This is a genomic window from Streptomyces acidicola (genome assembly GCF_009377235.1).
GTDB lineage: Bacteria > Actinomycetota > Actinomycetes > Streptomycetales > Streptomycetaceae > Streptomyces > Streptomyces acidicola.
The window spans coordinates 1-22,791 of record NZ_VMNX01000106.1 but is presented as its reverse complement, the minus strand read 5'-3'; the positions used below and the strand labels follow the sequence as shown (position 1 = coordinate 22,791).

The following is a 22,791-nucleotide window of genomic DNA, read 5'->3' as shown; positions in this document are numbered from 1 at the left end:
TGCCTAAGTGATGTACGGCACCGTCGAGCGGTCCGGACGTGGCTTGCTCCACTCTCGGGAATTACGCAACAATGGCGTTGTGAAAAACGTCGGCGAGGCTCGGGGGACCGCAAAGGGTGCCCCTCAGGAAGAGCTCGCGGCTGGGTTGCGTTCGGACCGCTCCACGCGCAACCGGGTCGCGCGGTCCATCCTGGACCACGGCCCGTCGACCGTCGCCGCGCTCGCCGAAAGGCTGGGCCTCACACAGGCGGCCGTGCGGCGCCACCTCGACGCGCTGGTCTCCGACGACGTCGTGGAAGCCCGCGAGCAGCGGGTCTACGGCGCACGGACACGCGGCCGGCCCGCCAAGGTGTTCGCCCTGACCGACTGCGGCCGGGACGCCTTCGACCAGTCCTACGACAAGCTCGCCGCCGACGCCCTCCGGTGGATCGCCGAGCGCGAGGGCGGCCAGGAAGCGGTCGCCGCCTTCGCCCGCGCCCGCCTCGCCGCACAGGCCGGGGCGTACCGCGAGGCGATCGAGGCCGCCGCCCCCGAGGAGCGCACCGAAGCCCTGGCCAAGGCCCTGAGCGTGGACGGGTACGCTGCCACTGCGCGCAGCGCACCGGTCGGAGAGCAGCTCTGCCAGCACCACTGCCCGGTCGCCCACGTCGCCGAACAGTTCCCGCAGCTCTGCGAGGCGGAGACCGAGGTCTTCTCCCAGCTGCTCGGCACACATGTCCAGCGGCTGGCGACCATCGCGCATGGCGACGGCGTCTGCACGACGTTCATCCCCAAAGCTGCACACGCCGCACAGGCGTCGCAGATTTCCCAGAACGACCAGCAAGACCACACCGCATCTGCAAGCACGGCCGGGAGGAACCCCGCATGACTCTCCCCACGGAGACTGCCCACCCTGAGCTCGAGGGCCTGGGCAAGTACGAATACGGCTGGGCCGACTCCGACGACGCCGGTGCCGCAGCGAAGCGCGGCCTGAGCGAAGCGGTCGTCCGTGACATCTCCGGCAAGAAGTCGGAGCCGGAGTGGATGACCAAGCTGCGCCTCAAGGGCCTGAAGCTCTTCGAGAAGAAGCCGATGCCGAACTGGGGCTCGGATCTGTCGGGCATCGACTTCGACAACATCAAGTACTTCGTGCGCTCCACGGAGAAGCAGGCGGAGTCCTGGGAGGACCTGCCCGAGGACATCAAGAACACGTACGACAAGCTCGGCATCCCCGAGGCGGAGAAGCAGCGCCTCGTGGCCGGTGTCGCCGCCCAGTACGAGTCGGAGGTCGTCTACCACCAGATCCGCGAGGACCTGGAGGAGCAGGGCGTCATCTTCCTCGACACCGACACCGCGCTGAAGGAGCACCCGGAGCTCTTCAAGGAGTACTTCGGGACCGTCATCCCGGTCGGCGACAACAAGTTCGCCTCGCTGAACACCGCGGTGTGGTCCGGCGGCTCCTTCATCTACGTGCCGAAGGGCGTGCACGTGGAGATCCCGCTCCAGGCCTACTTCCGCATCAACACCGAGAACATGGGCCAGTTCGAGCGGACCCTGATCATCGTCGACGAGGGTGCCTACGTGCACTACGTCGAGGGCTGCACCGCCCCGATCTACAAGAGCGACTCCCTGCACAGCGCGGTCGTCGAGATCATCGTCAAGAAGAACGCCCGCTGCCGCTACACGACCATCCAGAACTGGTCGAACAACGTCTACAACCTGGTCACCAAGCGGGCTGTCGCCTACGAGGGCGCGACCATGGAGTGGATCGACGGCAACATCGGCTCCAAGGTGACGATGAAGTACCCCGCCGTCTACCTGATGGGCGAGCACGCCAAGGGCGAGACCCTCTCCATCGCCTTCGCGGGCGAGGGCCAGCACCAGGACGCCGGCTCCAAGATGGTCCACATGGCGCCGAACACGTCGTCCAACATCGTCTCCAAGTCGGTGGCGCGCGGCGGCGGCCGTACCTCCTACCGCGGTCTGGTCGAGATCGGCGAGGGCGCGGCCGGATCGAAGTCGAACGTGCTGTGTGACGCACTGCTCGTCGACACCATCTCCCGCTCGGACACCTACCCGTACGTGGACGTCCGCGAGGACGACGTGTCCATGGGCCACGAGGCGACCGTCTCCAAGGTCTCCGAGGACCAGCTCTTCTACCTGATGAGCCGGGGCCTCAGCGAGTTCGAGGCGATGGCGATGATCGTGCGCGGCTTCGTCGAGCCGATCGCCAAGGAACTGCCGATGGAGTACGCACTGGAGCTCAACCGGCTGATCGAGCTGCAGATGGAGGGCTCGGTCGGTTAGTCACCGGCCACGGTCGGCGAGCGCCGGCCGCCCTTCCCATCAAGCCCCATACGTAGGAAAGAGAGCACAACGACAGCCATGGCTGAGGCCCAGAACATCCCGGTGGGCTCCACCACCGCCGGCTCGATCGCCGTTGCGGCCGAGTCGACCGTAGCCACGCGCATGAGCGCGCCCCCCTCCTACGACGTGGCGGACTTCCCGGTCCCGCACGGCCGCGAGGAGGAGTGGCGGTTCACCCCGCTGGAGCGCCTGCGCGGCCTCCACGACGGCACCGCCGTCGTGGACGGTACCGGTGTGAAGGTGGACGTCCAGGCCCCCGAGGGCGTCATCGTCGAGACCGTCGGACGCGACGACGCGCGGATCGGCAAGGCGGGCACCCCGGTGGACCGCGTCGCCGCCCAGGCGTACTCGGCGTTCGAGAAGGCCGGCGTGGTCACCGTCCCCAAGGAGACGGTGCTCACCGAGCCGATCCGTATCGCCGTGCACGGCGAGGGCGGGGTCGCCTACGGCCACCAGGTCATCGAGCTGGGCGCCTTCGCCGAGGCCGTCGTCGTCATCGACCACAGCGGTGACGCCGTGCTCGCCGCCAACGTCGACTACCTTCTGGGCGACGGCGCCAAGCTGACCGTCGTCTCGGTCCAGGACTGGGACGACAAGGCCGTGCACGTCGGCCAGCACAACGCCCTCGTCGGCCGGGACGCGTCCTTCAAGTCCGTGGTCGTCACCTTCGGCGGCGACGTCGTACGCCTCCACCCGCGCGTGTCGTACGCGGGCCCCGGCGGCGAGGCCGAGCTCTACGGCCTGTACTTCACCGACGCCGGCCAGCACCAGGAGCACCGCCTCCTGGTCGACCACAACACCCCGCACTGCAAGTCCAACGTCGCCTACAAAGGCGCGCTCCAGGGCGACAACGCGCACGCGGTGTGGATCGGTGACGTGCTGATCGAGGCCAGGGCCGAGGGCACGGACACCTACGAGATGAACCGCAATCTGGTACTGACCGACGGCGCCCGTGTCGACTCCGTGCCGAACCTGGAGATCGAGACCGGCGAGATCGTCGGCGCCGGCCACGCCTCGGCGACCGGCCGATTCGACGACGAGCAGCTCTTCTACCTGATGGCCCGCGGTATCCCGGAGCACGAGGCCCGCCGCCTCGTCGTCCGCGGCTTCTTCGCCGAGCTGGTCCAGCAGATCGGCGTCGAGGACATCGAGGAGCGCCTCATCGCCAAGATCGAAGAGGAGCTGGAGGCGTCGGTCGCATGACTGCCTCGTCCACGTTCCTGCGCGTCTGCGGGCTGAGCGAGCTGGAGGAGGACACCCCGAAGCGGGTGGAACTCGACGGCACGCCCATCTCGGTCGTCCAGACCGAGGGCGAGGTCTTCGCGATCTACGACATCTGCTCGCACGCCAACGTCTCGCTCTCCGAGGGCGAGGTGGAGGACTGCCAGATCGAGTGCTGGCTGCACGGCTCCAGCTTCGACCTGCGCACCGGCAAGCCGTCCGGCCTTCCCGCGACGCGCCCCGTCCCCGTATACCCCGTAAAGATCGAAGGGGACGACGTGCTCGTCTCCCTCACCCAGGAGTCCTGAGGCACCCATGGCAACGCTTGAAATCCGAGACCTGCACGTCACCGTCGAGGCCGACAACGCCACGAAGGAGATCCTCAAGGGCGTCGACCTCACCGTGAAGCAGGGCGAGACGCACGCCATCATGGGCCCCAACGGCTCGGGCAAGTCGACCCTCGCCTACTCGCTGGCGGGTCACCCCAAGTACACGATCACCAGCGGCACCGTGCTGCTCGACGGCGAGGACGTCCTGGAGATGTCCGTCGACGAGCGCGCCCGCGCGGGCCTGTTCCTGGCGATGCAGTACCCGGTCGAGGTCCCCGGCGTCTCGGTCTCCAACTTCCTGCGCACCTCCGCCACCGCCATCCGCGGCGAGGCCCCCAAGCTGCGCACCTGGGTCAAGGAGGTCAAGGAGGCCATGGAGCGCCTCAGCATCGACCCGTCCTTCGCCGAGCGCAATGTGAACGAGGGCTTCTCCGGCGGTGAGAAGAAGCGCCACGAGATCCTCCAGCTGGAGCTGCTCAAGCCGAAGGTCGCGATCCTCGACGAGACGGACTCCGGTCTGGACGTCGACGCGCTGCGCGTGGTGTCGGAGGGCGTGAACCGCGTCCGCGAGAGCGGCGAGGTCGGCACCCTGCTGATCACCCACTACACGCGCATCCTGCGCTACATCAAGCCCGACCACGTCCACGTGTTCGCCGCCGGCCGGATCGCCGAGTCCGGCGGCCCCGAGCTCGCGGACAAGCTGGAGAACGAGGGCTACGAGGCATACGTGAAGGGTGGCGTATCCGCGTGACACAGTTGCCGGGCCTCCTCGACACCGAGGCGATCCGCAAGGACTTCCCCATCCTGGACCGGCAGGTCCACGACGGCAGGAAGCTCGTGTACCTGGACAACGCGGCGACCTCGCAGAAGCCGCGCCAGGTACTGGACGCCCTGAGCGAGTACTACGAGCGCTACAACGCCAACGTCCACCGCGGTGTGCATGTGCTCGCCGAGGAGGCCACGGCGCTGTACGAAGGCGCGCGGGACAAGGTCGCCGCGTTCATCAACGCGCCCAGCCGCGACGAGGTGATCTTCACCAAGAACGCCTCGGAATCGCTGAACCTCGTGGCGAACATGCTGGGCTGGGCCGACGAGCCCTACCGCGTGGACTCCGAGACCGAGATCGTCATCACGGAGATGGAGCACCACTCCAACATCGTGCCGTGGCAGCTGCTGTCGCAGCGCACGGGAGCGAAGCTGAAGTGGTTCGGCCTCACGGACGAGGGCCGTCTCGACCTGTCGAACATCGATGAGATCATCACGGAGAAGACGAAGATCGTCTCCTTCGTGCTGGTGTCGAACATCCTGGGGACGGTCAACCCGGTCGAGGCGATAGTCCGCCGGGCGCAGGAGGTCGGGGCCCTGGTCCTGATCGACGCCTCGCAGGCCGCACCGCACATGCCGCTGGACGTACAGGCCCTCCAGGCCGACTTCGTGGCCTTCACCGGCCACAAGATGTGCGGCCCGACGGGCATCGGCGTGCTCTGGGGCCGTCAGGAACTGCTGGAGGACCTCCCTCCGTTCCTCGGCGGCGGCGAGATGATCGAGACGGTGTCGATGCACTCGTCGACGTACGCACCGGCTCCGCACAAGTTCGAGGCGGGCACCCCGCCGATCGCGCAGGCGGTCGGCCTGGGCGCGGCGATCGACTATCTGTCGTCGATCGGCATGGACAAGATCCTCGCCCACGAGCACGCGCTCACCGAGTACGCGGTGAAGAAGCTGGGCGAGGTCCCCGACCTGCGCATCATCGGCCCCACCACGGCCGAGGACCGGGGCGCGGCGATCTCCTTCACGCTCGGTGACATCCACCCGCACGACGTGGGTCAGGTCCTCGACGAGCAGGGCATCGCGGTCCGGGTCGGCCATCACTGCGCCCGCCCCGTCTGCCTGCGGTACGGAATTCCTGCGACCACGCGAGCGTCGTTCTATCTGTACTCCACGCCGGCCGAGATCGACGCTCTGGTCGACGGACTGGAGCACGTACGGAACTTCTTCGGCTGAAGGGCGTGCTGAAACCGTGAAGCTGGACTCCATGTACCAGGACGTCATCCTGGACCACTACAAGCACCCTCACGGGCGTGGTCTTCGGGATGGCGATGCCGAGGTGCACCACGTGAACCCGACGTGCGGCGACGAGATCACCCTCCGGGTGAGGTACGACGGCACGACGATCAAGGACGTCTCGTACGAGGGCCAGGGCTGCTCCATCAGCCAGGCCTCGGCCTCCGTGCTGAACGACCTCCTCGTGGGCAAGGAGCTGGCCGAGGCGCAGAAGATCCAGGAGACGTTCCTGGAGCTGATGCAGTCCAAGGGCCGTATCGAGCCCGACGACGACATGGAGGAGACCCTGGAGGACGCGGTCGCGTTCGCCGGAGTCTCCAAGTACCCGGCCCGAGTCAAGTGCGCCCTCCTCAGCTGGATGGCGTGGAAGGACGCGACGGCCCAGGCCCTGGGCGGAGCCGACGCCGAAAGGAAGACGGCATGAGTGACACCGTGGAGATGAAGCCGGCCTCGGAGGAGGAGCTCCGCGAGGCCCTGATGGACGTGGTCGACCCCGAACTGGGCATCGACGTCGTCAACCTCGGCCTCATCTACGGCATCCACGTCGACGACGCGAACATCGCGACCGTCGACATGACCCTGACCTCCGCAGCGTGTCCGCTGACGGACGTCATCGAGGACCAGGCCAAGTCCGCCACGGACGGCCTCGTCAGCGAACTGCGCATCAACTGGGTCTGGATGCCCCCGTGGGGCCCCGACAAGATCACGGACGACGGCCGGGAGCAGCTCCGCGCGCTCGGGTTCAACGTCTGAGAGCACCCGCTCATCACGTATATGACTGTGGCCCCCGGCGTATTGCCGGGGGCCACAGTCGTCACCGTCATCTACGGGGCGTCAGCTGTTCAAGGGGGAGGGGTTCAGGCCAGCCCGTCCACCAGTCGGAACGCCGTGTCCGACCAGTACAGCCGGCTGTTCTCCATCGGCTCGAGACGGAGGACGAAGTCCCTGTGGCGGAGGAAGCGGCCGGGGTAGTTGACGGACTCCAGCATGATCGCGTCCGAGTTGAAGGAGCGGCGGGGGCAGAACGTGGCGTCCTGCTTGAAGAGCTTCGAGCCGTCGTTGCGGTCGACGCGGAGGCGGAAGTTCTGGTGGCGCGCGTAGCGGCCGTCCTCCATGCGGAACGAGTAGCAGGAGGAGTCCGAGAGGCCGGAGACGACCTGGAAGGTGGAGTCCTCCCTGGTCTCGCCGCCGCTGCGGGAGCTCACCCGGTCCAGCTGGATCACTCCGCTCCTCAGGTGCCAGTAGCGGTCCGGGTAGTTGACGGCCCGTATGGACTTCCACGACGAGGCCGAGGGATGGGAGGACGACGGCGGCTTCTTGCTGGGGCTCGTCGGCTTCGACGGCTCCGGCTCCGGCTCCGGCTCGGGTTCGGGCTTCGCGCCGCCCTGTTGGGAATCGGACGAGGCCTCGCTCTTCGACGCGGTGGGCTGCGGGGAGGACAGACCACTCTTGCCGACCGGCGCGGCGGGGGCGACGGTGGGCGCGATCGCCTCCTCGGCGCCCGTCGTGCGGGCCGTGCGCTCCCGAGCGGAGTTCTCGGTAGGCGGTTCCTGCAGCGCTAACGCGGTCACGCTGCCTAACAGGACCGCCACGGCGAGTGCGCCGGCCGCCCAGAGCCGACGTGTTCCCGGAACCCGGGTCTGATCCGGTGATTCACCGGTTTCCCACACCTTCGGGGGCGAGTTCCAGAGCACGGGGAGGTTGTCCGGAGTGAATCCGGGTTTTTCATCTGGCATGCGCGGTTCCCTCAGCGTCGCCACAGGCGTACGCGAAATCGTCGTCCGGAGTCGTCAGACGTCCGGTATCGGCACAGGAGGAAAGGGGGTCACCGACACGCGGAACGGCTGTGGCCGCGACTACCGGGTGCGTGACCGGTGAAACAGTAGTGGAACTCGTGGGTAGCAGGCAGCCCTTTCAGAGAGCGGTTTCTCGGCGAATCCCGGGCTCCCTGATGCGAGTTGAGGCTTTGCGTCACATTCACATCCCTTTCTCGGGGCGCTCCCGGCTCCGGCTCACCGCCTGACGTGATGACGGCAGCGGGCAACGTGACCAACTTGAGACTGGAGCCGATGTGTACGGCGGTACGCGCGAGATGTTCGGCCGGCGTACACGTGCGATATGTACGGGCGTACGCATCGATCCGTACACTCGTCCCCATGGGATACGTACTGCTCGCCGGAGCCATCGCTGCCGAGGTGGCCGCCACGACCGCCATGAAGTACAGCGACGGTTTCAGCAGGCTGTGGCCCTCGCTGCTCACCCTCCTCGGGTACGTCGTGTCCTTCGTGCTGCTCGCGCAGACCCTGAAGACCATGTCCATCGGCACGGCGTACGCGATCTGGTCCGGGGTCGGCACCGCGACCATCGCCCTGATCGGGTTGGCGCTCTTCGGGGAAGGCCTGGGCATCGCCAAGGTCGCCGGGCTCGCGCTGATCATCGGGGGAGTGGTCGTGCTGAACCTGGGAGGCGCGCACTGATGCCCCGCCGGTACGACCCCGAGCGGCGCCGGCGGATCATCGACGCCGCGATCCGGGTCGTGGGTGCGCGGGGCCTCGCCGGGCTGAGTCACCGGACGGTGGCCGTGGAGGCGGACGTGCCGCTCGGCTCGACGACGTATCACTTCAAGACCCTCGACGAACTCATGGTCGCCGCGTTGCGTCAGGCCAACGAGGGTTTCGCCAAGGTGGTTGCCGCGCGCGGCGCGCTGGAGGACCCTCGGACCGATCTTGCCGGTGAGCTCGCGGCGCTGACCGGGGAGTGGCTCGCAGGGGACCGTACAGGCGTGGAGCTGGAGTACGAGCTCTATCTCGCGGCCCTGCGCCGGCCCGCTCTGCGGCCCGTCGCGGCCGAGTGGGCCCAGGGCTTCGCCGAGCTCATCGCCCGCCGTACGGACCCGGTCACGGCCCGGGCCCTGGTCGCCCTGATCGATGGGATCTGTCTGCAGGTGTTGCTGACGGGGGTGCCGTATGACGAGGAGTACGCGCGGGAGATGTTGGGGCGTGTGATGCGGTGACGTGGTGGCCGGGGGGTGCGTGCGGGGCGTCTGGTTTCGCCCCCGCCGCACCTACCCGTCCCATCCCTTCCCTGGGGCCCCCGGGGGCCGAGGCGGAGGCCCAAAGGGCGGAAACCCGAGGAGAGGGCCGGGCGCAGCCCCCACGGCAGGGGATTCAGGGGGCACAGAGCAGACCACCCTTTGGGCAGCAGTAAGCCGACCTCCTGAGCGAGGCGGCTCGCGGCCCGCCCTTGACCAGAAGGGGGTATCTCCGGTGGTTCCACTATCCGGCCCTGGCTGCGCGCCTCGCGGCCCAAAAACGGTGGACAGCCCAGCCAGCACCAAGCGCAGCGGCCGTCCAAACGATGAACTCGGCGAGGATAGTTGCCGGGGTCAAGGTGAGGTGCGGTCGGGGTGGTAGCACGACCATCTGTGCGGCAGCACCCACCGGAACCGTCAATGCCGCGAGTAAGCCGATCAATCCAGGCAGCCTGATCCCTGCACCCACCGCGCCCAAGACCAACCCGAGTGGCAGACCGACCACCCACCACGTGACCATATCCGTGCCAGCGCCCGAGACGAAGGCGTCGGTCACGTAGTACGCCCCCGTGGCCGCGATCAGCGCCAGGGCCCCGACCAGCGCGCCTCGGACCCGTGTCCCGGCCAGCCAGCCCATCGCCACCGCCAGTCCGGCCCAGGACCAGCCCGCGTCCATTAACAGGCTGAGCACCTTGGCGGCGCTGGCCCAGACGGTGCCCTGGAGCGGCATTCCCAGCTCCGCATACGGCGACGAAAGCGCGTTGATGAGCGAGGTAGCCGCCCCATATCCCACCCCAGCCGCGAGGCCCCACAGCAGGATCTTCATACCGGGAGAATACCCAGCGCTTTCTGACGCCTGTGGGTCTACACGATCACAGGACAGCCCTCGACGCTGGTGCACCGGCGAGGTACACGCTCAGTTGTCGGATTAGGGTGGACTGCGTCCGCGTTCAGGCCTTCAACGAGTCCTTTCTGACGGTTGCTGCGGTTACCCGATATCCCCGTCAATGGTCGTTGGTCACGCCCATGGGCGTGGTGTACGGCGACTGCGGGCAGGTAATCGAATCCGAAGGTGCGACACTTTTCCCGAAAGTGTCGCAGTTCAGCCGGTACACCACCTCCGTGGACGGCCCAGTCGTTGGCGGCCCATCAGTTAAAAGCCGGCGGCGTGCTCACCTGCGGCATTACGGCACTGCATGCTCAGACAGCAATGGCCCCCGCCAGGGAGCGACGGGGGCCAATTGCAGCTCCCCGGAAACGGGCCGGGGGTACCGTTCTGGTGTCGATGCAGAACGGAGACCAGTGCCCACGCACACTGACGAGCACACCGGCGCACGCATCGCGCACACCCGTAAAGTCCGCCGGTTGACGCAACGAGAGTTGGCCGACCTCTCGCAGGTCTCTTACAGCACCCTGACCAAGGTGGAGCGGGGTGTCTTGCCCGCGAGCCCCTCGGTGATCGGCGCGTTTGCCCGCGCCCTGTCCGTCGCCGTCACCGAACTGACGGGACAGCCCTACCTTGAAGAACTGCGACAGGACCAACTGGACGGCCTGATCAACCCGATTCGCGAGGCTCTGAACATCTACGACCTCGGCCCCGACCCGGACGTGGCCCCCGCGCCCGGTTGAGGAGCTGGAGGCACACGCAGAGAAGCTGTGCGCCATGGTCCGCTCGACCCATATCAAACAGGTTGCCGCCGAACTCCCCGGCCTGATCCATGAGGCCACGACGACGGCGCACACGAACCCGATAGACCGCAGCTGGCAGTTGCTCGCCAGTACGTACCGGACCGCCTACGACGTTGTGCCTCACGTGCGGCGACCGCTCCGCCGACACAGCCGACACGGAACGACGCCCAGGTGTGGTGCCTCAAGCACGCGGGCGTGACGCACCACAGCAGTTACGAGCTGTCGGCGTTCCAGTACTTCGACGCCACCATGACTGATCCCGGCATCGAGCCGCACACGACATAGACCGAGGTGAGGCAAGCAAGACCACGGCCCCGACTCTCGCCCCCCCAAGAGTCGGGGCCCTCCCATGTCCGGGCTGAGAGAAACGCTCCGGGTTGCGATAACCATGACGTACTTTCGCAAGTAGCTTGCGACCTGGTCACCAACGCCTACCGGCACACCGAGGGGCCGGCGTTCCTGCGGCTGCGCGGGCTCGATGCCGAATGTGGGACACCGACCCCCACGCGCCCTCGCCGTTCGACAAGCCGCCCGACCGCCACAGCTCGCTGGACCCCAGGCAGGGGCAGGTGGAACAGCCGGACGAGCGATCCCAGCCCCCTCAGCGGGCAGGGGCGGCGGGGGCGAGGAACCGTCTGAGGCGCCCCGTTACGAACCCGAGCGGAGCGTCACGCGCACCACCACAGGAAGCGTTCACACGTTTCCGTGGGCGAAGGGGCCGGGGGCGGTTGCTCCGCCGTCGGGCCGGGGCTCGGGGCCGTGGACGTCTCCGGGGCCGAGGTGGCCCCGGGGGCCGAGGGGGTGCGGTCGGGGACGCTGCCGCCCGACGAGGGGTCGTCGCTCTCGTCGTCCTTGTTCTCGGCGCTCGCGTCGTCGCCCTTGGGCTTCTTGTCCTTGGGGGACTTCGACGCCGACGGGGACACCGAGTCCTCGGGAGAGGTCGACGGGGAGCTGTGGCCGGAGCCGTCCTCGGCGCGGTCCGCCTCGGCGGAGGAGTCCGCGGAGGCGGAGCGGTCCGCCGCCCCCTCGTCCGACGCCGTCGTGGCCGGGTTCGACCCCGGGGCCTCTATGCCGAGTTCGGCCAGGCTCAGCCCGCCTGCCGCAAGGAGAAGCCCCGCACCGATGAAGAGGATCCTGCGACGGCGCCTGCGGTGCGCGGCGGCTTTGCGGTCGCGGCGACTCGACCGTGTGCCACCGGCACTCCGGCCACCGCGGTCGCTCCGGTCGGCCCGGCGGCGCGAGCGGGGACCCTCGGCATCGCCCCCGTGCGGCGGTTCCTCGACCGTGCCCTCGTCCGGGCGCACGTCGGTGTCGTCCGCGTACGCGCGGAGCACTTCGACGGATGTGCCGCACCCCGGGCAGGCGAGGGCGCCGTTGAGGTGCCGTCGGCACGGGTGGCAGTAGTCCATGACGCGGGAAGACTAAGGTTTTACCTGGCGGTGTTCCTAGACGTTGCTGTGAAAGTTCTGTAGGGAACTGCCTGTTCCGGTTTGACGAGTTGGGGGCAGGCGCCACGATGCGCCGCCGCGGCGCGCCACGCTCGCCGCCGTGCACAGCCATACGCCGCCACGCTCGCCGCCATGCGCAGCTATGCGCCGCCGCCACGCTCAGCCGCCCCACGGCACCTCGCCCGCACCGCACCGAACACCCCGCCCCCACGCGCGTCGAACCCTTGTCGAAACCGTTATGCGTTCGACCCATTGACACCCCCCTCACGCCGTCCTTACTGTCACGCCAGCATTTCGAACGAGTGACGAAATCTCGAACAGCGCTGAAGTGGCGCTGACCATCCACCGAGGGGCACTGCCGTGCGCATCACCGGAATCAGCACACACGTGGTCGGTACGCCGTGGCGCAACCTGACCTACGTTCAGGTGCACACCGACGAGGGTCTGACCGGAGTGGGCGAGACCCGGATGCTGGGACACACGGACGCGCTGATCGGCTATCTGCGGGAGGCGGAGGCCAACCACATTCTCGGCTCGGATCCGTTCGCTGTCGAGGATCTGGTTCGGAGGATGAAGTACGGCGACTTCGGGCGCGCGGGCGAGATCGTGATGTCCGGCATCGCGGTCATCGAGATGGCCTGCTGGGACATCAAGGGCAAGGCCCTCGGGGTACCGGTGTGGCAGTTGCTCGGCGGCAAGGTCACCAACAAGGTCAAGGCGTACGCCAACGGCTGGTACACGACGGAGCGGACGCCCGAGGCCTACCACAAGGCCGCCCAGGCCGTGATGGAGCGCGGCTACAAGGCGCTCAAGATCGACCCCTTCGGCACCGGGCACTTCGAACTCGACCACGAGCAGAGCCTGTACGCCGTATCGCTGATCGAGGCCGTGCGCGACGCCATCGGCCCCGAGGCCGAGCTGATGCTGGAGATGCACGGCCGCTTCTCCCCCGCCACCGCCGTACGGCTCGCCAAGGAGCTCGCCCCCTTCAAGCCTGCCTGGCTGGAGGAGCCGGTGCCGCCGGAGAACCTGAAGGCGCTGGAGAAGGTGGCCGCGAAGGTCGACATGCCCGTCGCCACGGGTGAGCGCATCCACGACCGGATCGAGTTCCGCGAGCTCTTCGAGAGCCAGGCCGTGGACATCATCCAGCCGGATGTGGGCCACATCGGCGGCATCTGGGAGACCAGGAAGCTGGCCGCCACCGCCGAGACCCACTACGTGCTCGTCGCGCCGCACAACGTGGGCGGGCCGGTCCTGACCGCGGCCTCGCTCCAAGTCGGCTTCACCGCACCGAACTTCAAGATCCTTGAGCACTTCAACGACTTCGCGGACGCGGAGATCAAGAAGGTGGTCAAGGGAGCGCCCCAGGTGAACCCGGAGGACGGCTGCTTCCACCTCTCCGACGCCCCCGGACTCGGCGTCGAGCTGGACGTGGACGCGGCGGCCGAGTTCCCGCAGCAGCAGGCCCGGTTCGACCTGTGGGCCGAGGGCTGGGAGCAGCGCAAGCCCAAGGGCACCAAGTGAGCATCCGCCGGTCGGATCGGGAGGTGGCACAGTGAGTACGGCCGTCGTCGTCGAAGCGCCGGGCCGGCACCGGCTCGTTCCGCACGAGCCGCGGCAGCCGGAGGCCGGCGAGGCGCTGGTCCGTGTGCACGCCTCGGGGATCTGTGGCAGTGACCGCGAGCTCTACCAGGGCAACCGGCCGGAGGGGTACGTCCGGTATCCACTCACTCCGGGCCATGAGTGGTCCGGGACGGTCGAGGCGGTCGGGGCAGGTGTGCCTTCGACTCTTGTAGGCCGCAAGGTCGTTGGCGAGGGCTTCCGGAACTGCCAGGTCTGCGACCGGTGTCATGCGGGCGAGACCACGCTGTGCACGGCCGGGTACGAGGAGACCGGGTTCACCCAGCCCGGTGCGATGGCCACCACGCTGACGCTTCCCGCCCGTCTGCTGCACGTTCTGCCGGACGACTGCGATCTGACGGCCGCCGCCCTGCTGGAGCCGGCCGCCTGCATCGCGGCCGCCGCGCTCAAGGCGAACGCCCGGCCCGGCGAGCGGGTGGCCGTCGTGGGCACCGGAACGCTCGGGATGTTCGCCGTTCAGTTCCTGAAGGCGGGCTCCCCGGCCGAACTGCTCGTTGTCGGTACGCGTCCGGACCGTGCGGGCATGTCGCGGGACTTCGGGGCCACGGACTTCCGCACCAAGGACGCCGAAAAAGGAGCCCTCCCGGACGACTTCGATGTCGTGATCGAGACGGCCGGGTCCGCGGACGCGGCGCGCACCGCCGCCGCCCTGCTGCGGCGCGGCGGGCGGCTGGTCCTCACCGGGATTCCGGCGCCGGGCGCCGACGGACTCGACCCGACCGACCTCGTCGTACGGCAGCTGGAGGTGCACACCGTCTTCGGGGCACCGCCGGACGCCTGGGCACACACGGTGCGGGTCTTCGGAGCGGGTCTGCTCGATCCGCTGCCGCTGGTGACGCATGAGCTGCCGCTCGCCGAGTTCCCGCACGCCATCGAGCTGGTGGGGTCCGGTGACCCGAAGGTCGGGAAGGTCCTGCTGCGGCCGTCCCTCCCCTGAGCCGTACGCCGGTACGGGGACCCTGACGCCCCGTGCCGGCGTACATCCAACGCCTTGTGCACCCCGAGCCGCGAACCCCGTCCGATATACCGAACCTGAAGGACAATTGTGACCGACGCTTCCGCCACGACAGCCCGTCGACCCGGCGAGCAGGCGCTCGCCACGCTCGGCCTGGGCGCGCCCGACCTGTCCCCCGCCGACGCCTCGCCGCACACCTTCCCCGGAGGTGGCCGCTGGCGCACCGAGATCCCCTCGTGCGAGGGGCCCGAGGCACTGGCCGTCGTCCTCAAGGAGGCCTCGCGGCTCGATGTGCCGATCCACCGGATCAGCCAGGGCTCCGGCGTGTGGATGCTGACCGACGCCGAGATCACCGAGATGGTCGAGGCCACCGGTGAACGCGACATCGAGCTCTGTCTGTTCACGGGCCCGCGCGGCACGTGGGACATCGGCGGCTCGACCCGTACCGACTCGCGTGGGGCGGGCCTGCGCGCCCGTGGCCACGACGCGGTGGCCGGGTGCGTGGAGGACGCGATCCGCGCGGCGGAGCTGGGCGTCAAGTGCCTGCTCGTCGCCGACGAGGGGGTGCTGTGGACCCTGCACCGGGCGCGCGTCGCCGGGATCCTGCCCGCCGACACGACCCTGAAGGTGTCCGCGCTGATCGGCCCGGTGAACCCGGCCGCGTACGCCGTGTACGAGAACCTCGGAGCCGACTCGGTCAATGTGCCGAGCGATCTGACGCTCGATCACCTCACCGAGATCCGCCGGGTGTCCGGCGCTCCCATGGACATGTACATCGAGGCCCCCGACGATCTCGGAGGCTATGTGCGGATGTACGAGGTCGCCGAGCTGATCCGGCGCGGCGCACCGCTCTACCTGAAGTTCGGCCTGTCCAAGACCCCCGGGATCTACCCGTACGGGCACCACATGCGCGAACTGACCCTGGCCACGGCCAAGGAACGTGTGCGGCGCGGCCGGCTCGCCCTGGACCTGCTCGCGCGGCACGGCGCGGACGGGAACATGGCTCCGCTCGGGTCGCGACTGCCGGGAACGCTGCAGCGGTTTGACACACCCTCATAACGTTCCACCTCACCCCCCTTCACAAAAGACGACGTAGCCGCACACAATCCCACACACCTCTTCTCGGTCTTTCCCCTGCACAGCACCACGGAGCACCTGCGCATCGCAGACCGAGCCCGGTCCACACATCAAGGAAGATGACCATGCGCACTCGCAAAACAACACTCGCGGCCATCGCCACGGCAGCCTCCCTCGCCCTCACCCTGTCCGCCTGCGGCCAGGACAGCGAGGGCGGCAGCGAGGAGAACTCGGGCAGCACCAAGGGCGCCACCGTCGGTATCTCGATGCCGACCAAGTCCTCCGAGCGCTGGATCGCGGACGGAAACAACGTTGTCAAGGACCTGGAGTCGAAGGGCTACAAGACCAAGCTGGTCTACGGCGAGGACGACCCGGACCAGCAGGTCTCGCAGATCGAGAACATGATCACGCAGGGTGTGAAGGCCCTGATCATCGCGGCCATCGACAACAAGTCGATGAACAACGTGCTCCAGCAGGCCAAGGACGCCGACATCCCGGTCATCTCCTACGACCGCCTCATCCTCGGCTCCAAGGACGTCGACTACTACGCGTCGTTCGACAACGAGAGGGTCGGCGAGCTCCAGGGCAGCTACATCGTCGAGAAGCTCGGTCTGAAGGACGGCGCTGGTTCGTCGTCGAACGGCCCGTTCAACATCGAGCTCTTCGCCGGCTCGAACGACGACAACAACACGCGCTACTTCTTCGGCGGCGCGATGAAGGTCCTGCAGCCGTACATCGACAAGGGCGATCTCGTCGTCAAGTCCGGCCAGGAGGAGCTGACCAAGGTCACCACGCTCCGCTGGGACGGCGCCACCGCGCAGCGGCGCATGGACGACATCCTCACCAAGTCGTACAAGAGCGGCAAGGTCGACGCCGTGCTCTCGCCGTACGACGGCATCTCCATCGGCATCATCTCGGCGCTGAAGTCGGACGGCTACGGCTCCAAGAGCAAGCCGCTGCCGGTCGTCACCGGACAGGACGCCGAGGTCGCCTCGGTGAAGTCGATCATCGCGGACCAGCAGTCGATGACCGTCTTCAAGGACATCCGCGAGCTCGCCAAGGTGGCCTCGACGATGGTCGACGACGCCCTGAACGACAAGAAGCCCGAGGTCAACGACACCAAGACCTACGACAACGGCGCGAAGGTCGTCCCGGCCTACCTGCTCACGCCGGTCGCCGTCGACAAGGCCAACTACCAGAAGGCCCTCGTCGACTCCGGCTACCTCAAGGAGAGCGACCTCAAGTAACCGCCGCCACCGACCGACGATTCACGACTGACTGGAAGGCAAGACCATGGCGGGACCCGTCCTGGAAATGCGCTCGATCGTCAAGACCTTTCCCGGCGTCAAGGCGCTGTCGGACGTCACGCTGACCGTCCAGCAGGGCGAGGTCCACGCCATCTGCGGGGAGAACGGCGCCGGCAAGTCGACCCTCATGAAGGTCCTCTCCGGCGTCCACCCGCACGGCACCTACGAGGGGGACATCCTCTTCGAGGGAGAGGTCTGCAGCTTCAAGGACATCAGGGCCAGTGAGCAGCACGGCATCGTGATCATCCACCAGGAGCTGGCCCTGGTGCCCTTCCTCTCCATCGCGGAGAACATCTTCCTCGGCAACGAGCACGCCACCCGCGGGCTCATCAACTGGAACGAGACCCTCAGGCATGCCACGGAGCTGCTGCGCAGGGTCGGCCTGAGCGATCACCCGGAGACCCGTGTCGCCGACATCGGCGTGGGCAAGCAGCAGCTCGTCGAGATCGCGAAGGCCCTGTCGAAGAGGGTGAAGCTGCTCATCCTGGACGAGCCGACCGCCGCGCTGAACGACGAGGACAGCGGCAAACTCCTGGACCTCATCCTGGAGTTGAAGAAGCAGGGCATCACCTCGATCATCATCTCCCACAAGCTCAACGAGATCCGCCGGGTCGCCGACTCGGTGACGATCATCCGTGACGGGAAGTCCATCGAGACCCTCGACGTGAAGTCGGCCGGGACCACGGAGGACCGGATCATCAGCGGCATGGTCGGCCGCGACCTCGACCACCGCTTCCCCGAGCGCACCCCCCACGAGGCGGAGGCCGACGCGGCCCCCGCCCTGGAGATCCGCAACTGGACCGTGCACCACCCGATCGACCAGCAGCGCAAGGTCGTCGACGACGTGTCGATCAGTGTGCGACGCGGGGAGATCGTCGGTATCGCGGGCCTCATGGGCGCCGGCCGCACCGAGCTCGCGATGAGCGTCTTCGGGCGGACGTACGGCCGGTACGCGGGCGGCACGGTCCTCAAGGACGGCAAGGAGATCCGGACGAAGCACGTGGCCGAGGCGGTCGAGCACGGAATCGCCTACGTCACCGAGGACCGCAAGCACTATGGCCTCAACCTCATCGACACCATCAACCGCAACATCTCGCTGACCGCCCTGAACAAGGTCGCGAGGCGCGGTGTCGTCGACGAGCACGAGGAACGCCAGGTCGCCGAGCGCTTCCGGAAGTCCATGAACATCAAGGCTCCGACCGTCTTCGAGCCGGTGGGCAAGCTGTCCGGCGGCAACCAGCAGAAGGTCGTCCTCAGCAAGTGGATCTTCGCGGGTCCCGAGGTGCTGATCCTGGACGAGCCGACGCGCGGCATCGACGTCGGCGCCAAGTACGAGATCTACACGGTCATCGACCAACTGGCCGCCGAGGGCAAGGCGGTCGTCTTCATCTCCTCCGAACTGCCCGAGCTGCTCGGCATGTGCGACCGCATCTACACCATGGCCGCCGGGCGGCTGACCGGTGAGTTCTCGCGGGCCGAGGCCACGCAGGAATCGCTGATGCGCCAGATGACGAAGGACAAAGAGGTAACCCGATGAGCACGGATGTGACCGCCAAGACCCCGGCCCCGGCGCCGCCGGGCAAGTCCGGATCCCAGACGGCCGGCGGACTGCTGCAACTGGTGCTGGACGGCCTGCGCCGCAACATGCGCCAGTACGGCATGCTGCTCGCCCTCGGCCTGATCGTCGCCCTCTTCGCGGTCTGGACCGACGGTGACCTGCTGCTGCCGCGCAACGTCTCCAACCTGGTCCTGCAGAACAGCTACGTCCTGATCCTCGCGATCGGCATGATGCTGGTGATCATCGCGGGCCACATCGATCTGTCGGTGGGCTCGCTGACGGCGTTCGTGGGCGCGTTCGCGGCCGTGCTGACGGTGCAGAACAACGTGCCCTGGCCGCTCGCCCTGGTGCTGTGCCTGCTGGTGGGCGCGGCGGCCGGTGCGGCGCAGGGGTTCTTCATCGCGTATCTCGGCATACCCTCGTTCATCGTCACCCTCGCCGGAATGCTGGTCTTCCGCGGCGCGACCGAGATCCTCCTGGCGGGGCAGACCCTCGGTCCCTTCCCCGACGGTCTGCAGAAGATCGGCAATGGTTTCCTGCCGGAGGTCGGCCCGGACACCAACTACCACAACATCACGCTGCTGCTGGGCCTCGTCCTGATCGTCTTCGTGGTGCTGCAGGAGTTCCGCGACCGCAAGCGCCAGCAGGAGTTCTCGCTGGACGTGGTGCCGCGGAACCTCTTCCTGCTCAAGATCGTCGCCATCGTCGCCGCGATCCTCGTCGTCACGATGCTTCTCGCCAGCTACAAGGGCGCGCCGATCGTCCTGCTGATCCTGGGCGCGCTGGTGGTCGGTTACGGCTACCTCATGCGCAACGCGGTGTTCGGCCGCCACATCTACGCGATCGGCGGCAACCTGCCGGCGGCCAAGCTGTCGGGTGTGAAGGACAAGAAGGTCACCTTCCTGGTCTTCCTGAACATGGGCGCGCTCGCGGCCCTGGCGGGTCTGGCGATCGCCGCCCGTCTGAACGCGGCCTCGCCGAAGGCGGGCCTGAACTACGAACTCGAGGCGATCGCCTCGGCGTTCATCGGTGGTGCGTCCATGAGCGGCGGTGTGGGTACCGTCCTGGGCGCGATCATCGGCGGTCTCGTCCTCGGCGTGCTGAACAACGGCATGAACCTCCTCAGCGTCGGCACCGACTGGCAGCAGGTCATCAAGGGACTGGCCCTGCTGGCGGCGGTCGGGTTCGACGTGTGGAACAAGCGCAAGTCCGGTTCGTAAGTCCAGGGGCCCCGCCTTCCGGCGGGGCCCTTTCAACGTCAACTCCATGGGGCGAGTGAGCCGATGGGGCGCGCCTGTGTCGAAAGACCGTGGGGGTCCCCCCGCGCGAGCGAAGCCGAGCGTGGGGGTCCCCCCGCGCGAGCGAAGCCGAGCGTGGGGGAGCGCGGAGGCCCCGACGAAGGAGGGGCTGAGCACGGTCGGTCTCTCGACACAGGCTTCAGCGCCCGGGAGGCGAACCGAGCCACAAAAAAGGGGAGCCGCACATGGAAACGAGCAGACGGACCGTCATAGCCGCGGCGGCCGCCGCGGGCGTCGCCGCCACGGTCGGCGCGGCCGGCCCGGCACAGGCCAAGGGAGGCAGTCAGAAGCCCGTGAAGAAGCTCTTCGGCAAGCTCGCCGACGGCACCAGGGTCTACAGCTGGTCGCTGGCGAACGGCGGCACACGTATGAAGGTCCTGTCGTACGGCGGAATCGTGCAGTCCCTGGAGATCCCGGACCGCAGGGGCCGCTACGCGAACGTCTCCCTGGGCTTCGACACCATCGAGGACTACGTCGCCAAGAGCCCGTACTTCGGCGCCCTGATCGGCCGGTACGGCAACCGCATCGACAAGGGCCGCTTCACCCTCGACGGCACCAGCCACCAGCTCTCCGTCAACGACGGTGCGAACAGCCTGCACGGCGGCGCCCAGGGCTTCGACAAGCGCGTCTGGGACGTCGAGCCGTTCAGCAAGGGCTCCGACGTCGGCCTGCACCTGTACTACACGAGCGTCGACGGCGAGATGGGCTACCCCGGCACGCTCAAGGCGAAGGTCACGTACACCCTCACCGCGCACGGTGACTGGCGCATCGACTACGAGGCCACCACCGACAAGGCCACGGTCGTCAACCTCACCAGCCACGTCTACTGGAACCTCGCGGGCGAGGGCAACGGCACGGTCTACGACCACGAGCTGAAGATCGCCGCCTCGCGGTACACCCCCGTGGACTCGGGCCTGATCCCCACCGGTGAGCTGGAGCCCGTCTCGGGGTCCCCCTTCGACTTCCGCCGGACCAAGACGGTCGGCGAGGACATCCGCGAGGCGCACCAGCAGCTGCTGTACGGGCAGGGCTTCGACCACAACTGGGTGCTCGACAAGGGCATCACGGCCGCGCCCGAGCAGATCGCGACGCTGAAGGACCCGTCCTCCGGCCGCACTCTGCAGATCGCGACCACCGAGCCGGGCGTGCAGTTCTACTCCGGCAACTTCCTCGACGGCACGTTCGTCGGCTCCGGCGGCCACATCTACCGCCAGGGCGACGCCCTGTGCCTGGAGACGCAGCACTTCCCGGACTCGCCGAACCAGCCGGGTTTCCCGTCGACGGTGCTGCGACCGGGGCAGGTGTACCGCTCGACGACGGTCCACTCCTTCAACTGATCAGTTGAAGACAGCTGATCAGCCTTCTTCAGCTGATATTCTTCGCCAACTGATCAATCTTCACAGGTGACTCACAAGTTCTCACCAATTTCTTAGCGGTTGAACAGCGTCACCGAAGCCCGCGTATCTATGGGTGGCCCGTGCTCCCCCGCACGGGCCACCCATAGTTGTCGGGCCCGGTCGTCCCCAACGGGCCCGCCCCCAACGGAGGTTTCATGGCCGGGAACGTCGCCTCTCTCTTCCGCAGCACGGCAGCGCACAGCCCGTCGATGGCTGCGCTGACGCGCGAGGGCGGTGAAGGCGTCGGGCCGATCGACTTCTGCATCCCGTGCAACCCCTACTTCCCCACTCCGGCCATGTTCGACGACCTGGCGGGCCGGCTGCGCGAGATCATCACGTACTACCCGAGCAGCGCCGACACCATCACCTCCGAGCTCTGCAACCTCCTCCAACTGCCGCCGCAGTGCGTGGCGATGGGCAACGGCTCGACCGAGCTCATCACCTGGATCGACCACCTGCTGGTCCGCGAGTCCCTCGCCATCCCCGTCCCCACCTTCGGCCGCTGGACCGACCAGCCGATGGAGACCGGCAAGCGCGTCGACATGTTCCCGCTCCAGGAGTCGAGCGGCTTCGCCCTGGACCTCGCTCAGTACGCCGAGTTCATCCGCCAGCGCGGCACGAAGGTCGCCGTCATCTGCAACCCGAACAACCCGGACGGCGGCTTCCTCCACCGCCACGCGCTGGTGCAGTTCATGGATGCGATGGCGGACCTGGACCTGGTCGTCATCGACGAGTCGTTCCTGGAGTTCGCCGACGCCGAGGCCGACCCGAGCACGGTCGCGGACGCGGTGATGCGGCCCAACGTCGTCGTGCTGCGCAGCCTCGGCAAGAACTTCGGTCTGCACGGCATCCGTTTCGGTTACATGGTCGCCAATCCGGCACTCGCCGGGAAGGTCCGCTCGATGCTGCCCAAGTGGAACCTCAACTCCTTCGCGGAGACCGTGGTGTTCATGCTCAAGGACCACGGCGCCGAATACATGGAGAGCCTCCACCAGGTGCGCAGAGACCGCCTGGAGATGGCCCGGCTGCTCTCCAACCTGCCCGGTCTGACGGTCTACCCGTCGCAGGGCAACTTCCTCTTCGTGCGCCTTCCCGTAGGCGCCGAGGGCACCGTGGTCCGGGACCGGCTGCTCACCGAGCACCGGATCCTGGTCCGTGAGTGCGGCAACAAGATCGGCTCATCCAGTCGCTTCCTGCGGCTCGTGGTCCGACCCGAGGTGGACGTGCGTCGCCTGGTGTCCGGCCTGGAGTCGGTGCTGTACGGGTCCAGGAGGGGAGCCGCCGTACCCGAGCTGAACACCGGGACCAGCTACAGCTCGGGCACGGCGGCCGTGGACCGACTGATGAGCGAGACCAACGGCGCGGGCATGCAGGGCCTGGCCGCCCAGGCGATGGGAATGCCGAACGTGGCCCCGACCCCGGCACCCGCC

General features: G+C 67.8%; 22 protein-coding genes and 1 pseudogene. 20 read left to right on the top strand and 3 right to left on the bottom strand.

The window, feature by feature from the left end; translation table 11 throughout:
- Window positions 1–79 precede the first annotated feature (79 nt).
- The 8 genes from FPZ41_RS25480 to FPZ41_RS25445 all read left to right on the top strand — a co-directional run bounded on the left by FPZ41_RS25480 (window position 80) and on the right by FPZ41_RS25445 (window position 6,713).
- Window positions 80–868 carry a helix-turn-helix transcriptional regulator gene (locus FPZ41_RS25480; RefSeq protein WP_322620707.1) on the top strand — a complete coding sequence of 263 codons (789 nt, stop codon included), beginning with the start codon at window positions 80–82 and terminating at the stop codon, window positions 866–868.
- The gene (gene sufB, locus FPZ41_RS25475) at window positions 865–2,286 is read left to right on the top strand and encodes a Fe-S cluster assembly protein SufB (RefSeq protein WP_152866020.1); all 1,422 of its coding nucleotides are present in this window, start codon (window positions 865–867) and stop codon (window positions 2,284–2,286) included. Before FPZ41_RS25480 ends, sufB begins: the two co-directional genes overlap by 4 nt.
- A 78-nt stretch (window positions 2,287–2,364) precedes the next feature.
- The gene (sufD, locus tag FPZ41_RS25470; RefSeq protein ID WP_152866019.1) at window positions 2,365–3,549 is read left to right on the top strand and encodes a Fe-S cluster assembly protein SufD; all 1,185 of its coding nucleotides are present in this window, start codon (window positions 2,365–2,367) and stop codon (window positions 3,547–3,549) included.
- Window positions 3,546–3,875 carry a non-heme iron oxygenase ferredoxin subunit gene (locus FPZ41_RS25465; protein ID WP_152866018.1) on the top strand — a complete coding sequence of 110 codons (330 nt, stop codon included), beginning with the start codon at window positions 3,546–3,548 and terminating at the stop codon, window positions 3,873–3,875. Before sufD ends, FPZ41_RS25465 begins: the two co-directional genes overlap by 4 nt.
- 7 nt (window positions 3,876–3,882) lie before the next feature.
- Window positions 3,883–4,647: a Fe-S cluster assembly ATPase SufC gene (sufC, locus tag FPZ41_RS25460; RefSeq protein WP_152866017.1), complete on the top strand. Its 765-nt coding sequence runs from the start codon at window positions 3,883–3,885 to the stop codon at window positions 4,645–4,647.
- Complete coding sequence (locus FPZ41_RS25455) at window positions 4,644–5,900, top strand: cysteine desulfurase (protein WP_322620706.1); 1,257 nt, start codon at window positions 4,644–4,646, stop codon at window positions 5,898–5,900. The genes sufC and FPZ41_RS25455 overlap by 4 nt, the downstream gene beginning before the upstream one ends.
- A gap of 16 nt (window positions 5,901–5,916) precedes the next feature.
- On the top strand, window positions 5,917–6,384 hold the full coding sequence (gene sufU / locus FPZ41_RS25450; protein ID WP_322620705.1) for a Fe-S cluster assembly sulfur transfer protein SufU: 468 nt from the start codon (window positions 5,917–5,919) through the stop codon (window positions 6,382–6,384).
- Complete coding sequence (locus tag FPZ41_RS25445; RefSeq protein ID WP_131569140.1) at window positions 6,381–6,713, top strand: metal-sulfur cluster assembly factor; 333 nt, start codon at window positions 6,381–6,383, stop codon at window positions 6,711–6,713. The genes sufU and FPZ41_RS25445 overlap by 4 nt, the downstream gene beginning before the upstream one ends.
- Before the next feature lie 104 nt (window positions 6,714–6,817).
- Here the strand turns inward: FPZ41_RS25445 and FPZ41_RS25440 are convergent, their stop codons facing one another.
- Complete coding sequence (locus FPZ41_RS25440) at window positions 6,818–7,531, bottom strand: AbfB domain-containing protein (RefSeq protein ID WP_322620704.1); 714 nt, start codon at window positions 7,529–7,531, stop codon at window positions 6,818–6,820.
- 585 nt (window positions 7,532–8,116) lie between these two features.
- On the opposite strand from FPZ41_RS25440, the gene FPZ41_RS25435 reads away from it, so the two are divergent.
- Together FPZ41_RS25435 and FPZ41_RS25430 are read left to right on the top strand one after the other, a co-directional pair.
- Window positions 8,117–8,437, top strand: a complete 321-nt coding sequence (locus tag FPZ41_RS25435) for a DMT family transporter (protein WP_152866015.1) — start codon at window positions 8,117–8,119, stop codon at window positions 8,435–8,437.
- Window positions 8,437–8,973, top strand: coding sequence for a TetR/AcrR family transcriptional regulator (locus tag FPZ41_RS25430; protein WP_152866014.1), 537 nt, complete (start codon window positions 8,437–8,439; stop codon window positions 8,971–8,973). Before FPZ41_RS25435 ends, FPZ41_RS25430 begins: the two co-directional genes overlap by 1 nt.
- Before the next feature lie 262 nt (window positions 8,974–9,235).
- On the opposite strand, the gene FPZ41_RS25425 is transcribed toward FPZ41_RS25430, so the two are convergent.
- Window positions 9,236–9,817 carry a hypothetical protein gene (locus tag FPZ41_RS25425; RefSeq protein ID WP_152866013.1) on the bottom strand — a complete coding sequence of 194 codons (582 nt, stop codon included), beginning with the start codon at window positions 9,815–9,817 and terminating at the stop codon, window positions 9,236–9,238.
- A 476-nt stretch (window positions 9,818–10,293) separates the two neighbouring features.
- On the opposite strand from FPZ41_RS25425, the gene FPZ41_RS49950 reads away from it, so the two are divergent.
- Both FPZ41_RS49950 and FPZ41_RS50605 read left to right on the top strand, forming a co-directional pair.
- The gene (locus tag FPZ41_RS49950) at window positions 10,294–10,620 is read left to right on the top strand and encodes a helix-turn-helix domain-containing protein (RefSeq protein WP_322620703.1); all 327 of its coding nucleotides are present in this window, start codon (window positions 10,294–10,296) and stop codon (window positions 10,618–10,620) included.
- 132 nt (window positions 10,621–10,752) lie between these two features.
- A pseudogene (locus FPZ41_RS50605) lies at window positions 10,753–10,875 on the top strand (hypothetical protein); the annotation flags it as partial.
- Between the two features lie 473 nt (window positions 10,876–11,348).
- On the opposite strand, the gene FPZ41_RS25415 reads toward FPZ41_RS50605, so the two are convergent.
- Window positions 11,349–12,089, bottom strand: a complete 741-nt coding sequence (locus FPZ41_RS25415) for an SCO2400 family protein (protein WP_194236213.1) — start codon at window positions 12,087–12,089, stop codon at window positions 11,349–11,351.
- A 399-nt stretch (window positions 12,090–12,488) separates the two neighbouring features.
- Here FPZ41_RS25415 and FPZ41_RS25405 point away from each other — a divergent pair, with 399 nt between their 5' ends.
- The 8 genes from FPZ41_RS25405 to FPZ41_RS25370 form a co-directional block, all read left to right on the top strand.
- Complete coding sequence (locus tag FPZ41_RS25405) at window positions 12,489–13,652, top strand: mandelate racemase/muconate lactonizing enzyme family protein (RefSeq protein ID WP_322620702.1); 1,164 nt, start codon at window positions 12,489–12,491, stop codon at window positions 13,650–13,652.
- Window positions 13,653–13,683: 31 nt separating this feature from the next.
- Window positions 13,684–14,706: a zinc-dependent alcohol dehydrogenase gene (locus FPZ41_RS25400; RefSeq protein ID WP_322620701.1), complete on the top strand. Its 1,023-nt coding sequence runs from the start codon at window positions 13,684–13,686 to the stop codon at window positions 14,704–14,706.
- Window positions 14,707–14,814: 108 nt separating this feature from the next.
- Window positions 14,815–15,783 (top strand): hypothetical protein, encoded by a 969-nt coding sequence (locus tag FPZ41_RS25395; protein WP_322620700.1) that lies wholly within the window; start codon window positions 14,815–14,817, stop codon window positions 15,781–15,783.
- A gap of 137 nt (window positions 15,784–15,920) precedes the next feature.
- Complete coding sequence (gene chvE, locus FPZ41_RS25390) at window positions 15,921–17,048, top strand: multiple monosaccharide ABC transporter substrate-binding protein (RefSeq protein WP_407698816.1); 1,128 nt, start codon at window positions 15,921–15,923, stop codon at window positions 17,046–17,048.
- A 46-nt stretch (window positions 17,049–17,094) separates the two neighbouring features.
- On the top strand, window positions 17,095–18,645 hold the full coding sequence (gene mmsA, locus FPZ41_RS25385; protein WP_152866009.1) for a multiple monosaccharide ABC transporter ATP-binding protein: 1,551 nt from the start codon (window positions 17,095–17,097) through the stop codon (window positions 18,643–18,645).
- Window positions 18,642–19,886, top strand: coding sequence for a multiple monosaccharide ABC transporter permease (mmsB, locus tag FPZ41_RS25380; protein WP_152866008.1), 1,245 nt, complete (start codon window positions 18,642–18,644; stop codon window positions 19,884–19,886). The genes mmsA and mmsB overlap by 4 nt, the downstream gene beginning before the upstream one ends.
- Window positions 19,887–20,149: 263 nt before the next feature.
- A complete protein-coding gene (locus tag FPZ41_RS25375; RefSeq protein ID WP_152866007.1) occupies window positions 20,150–21,301 on the top strand; it encodes an aldose epimerase family protein in 1,152 nt (383 codons plus the stop codon).
- 215 nt (window positions 21,302–21,516) lie between these two features.
- On the top strand, window positions 21,517–22,791 hold a 1,275-nt coding region (locus tag FPZ41_RS25370), incomplete at its 3' end, for a pyridoxal phosphate-dependent aminotransferase (protein ID WP_152866006.1).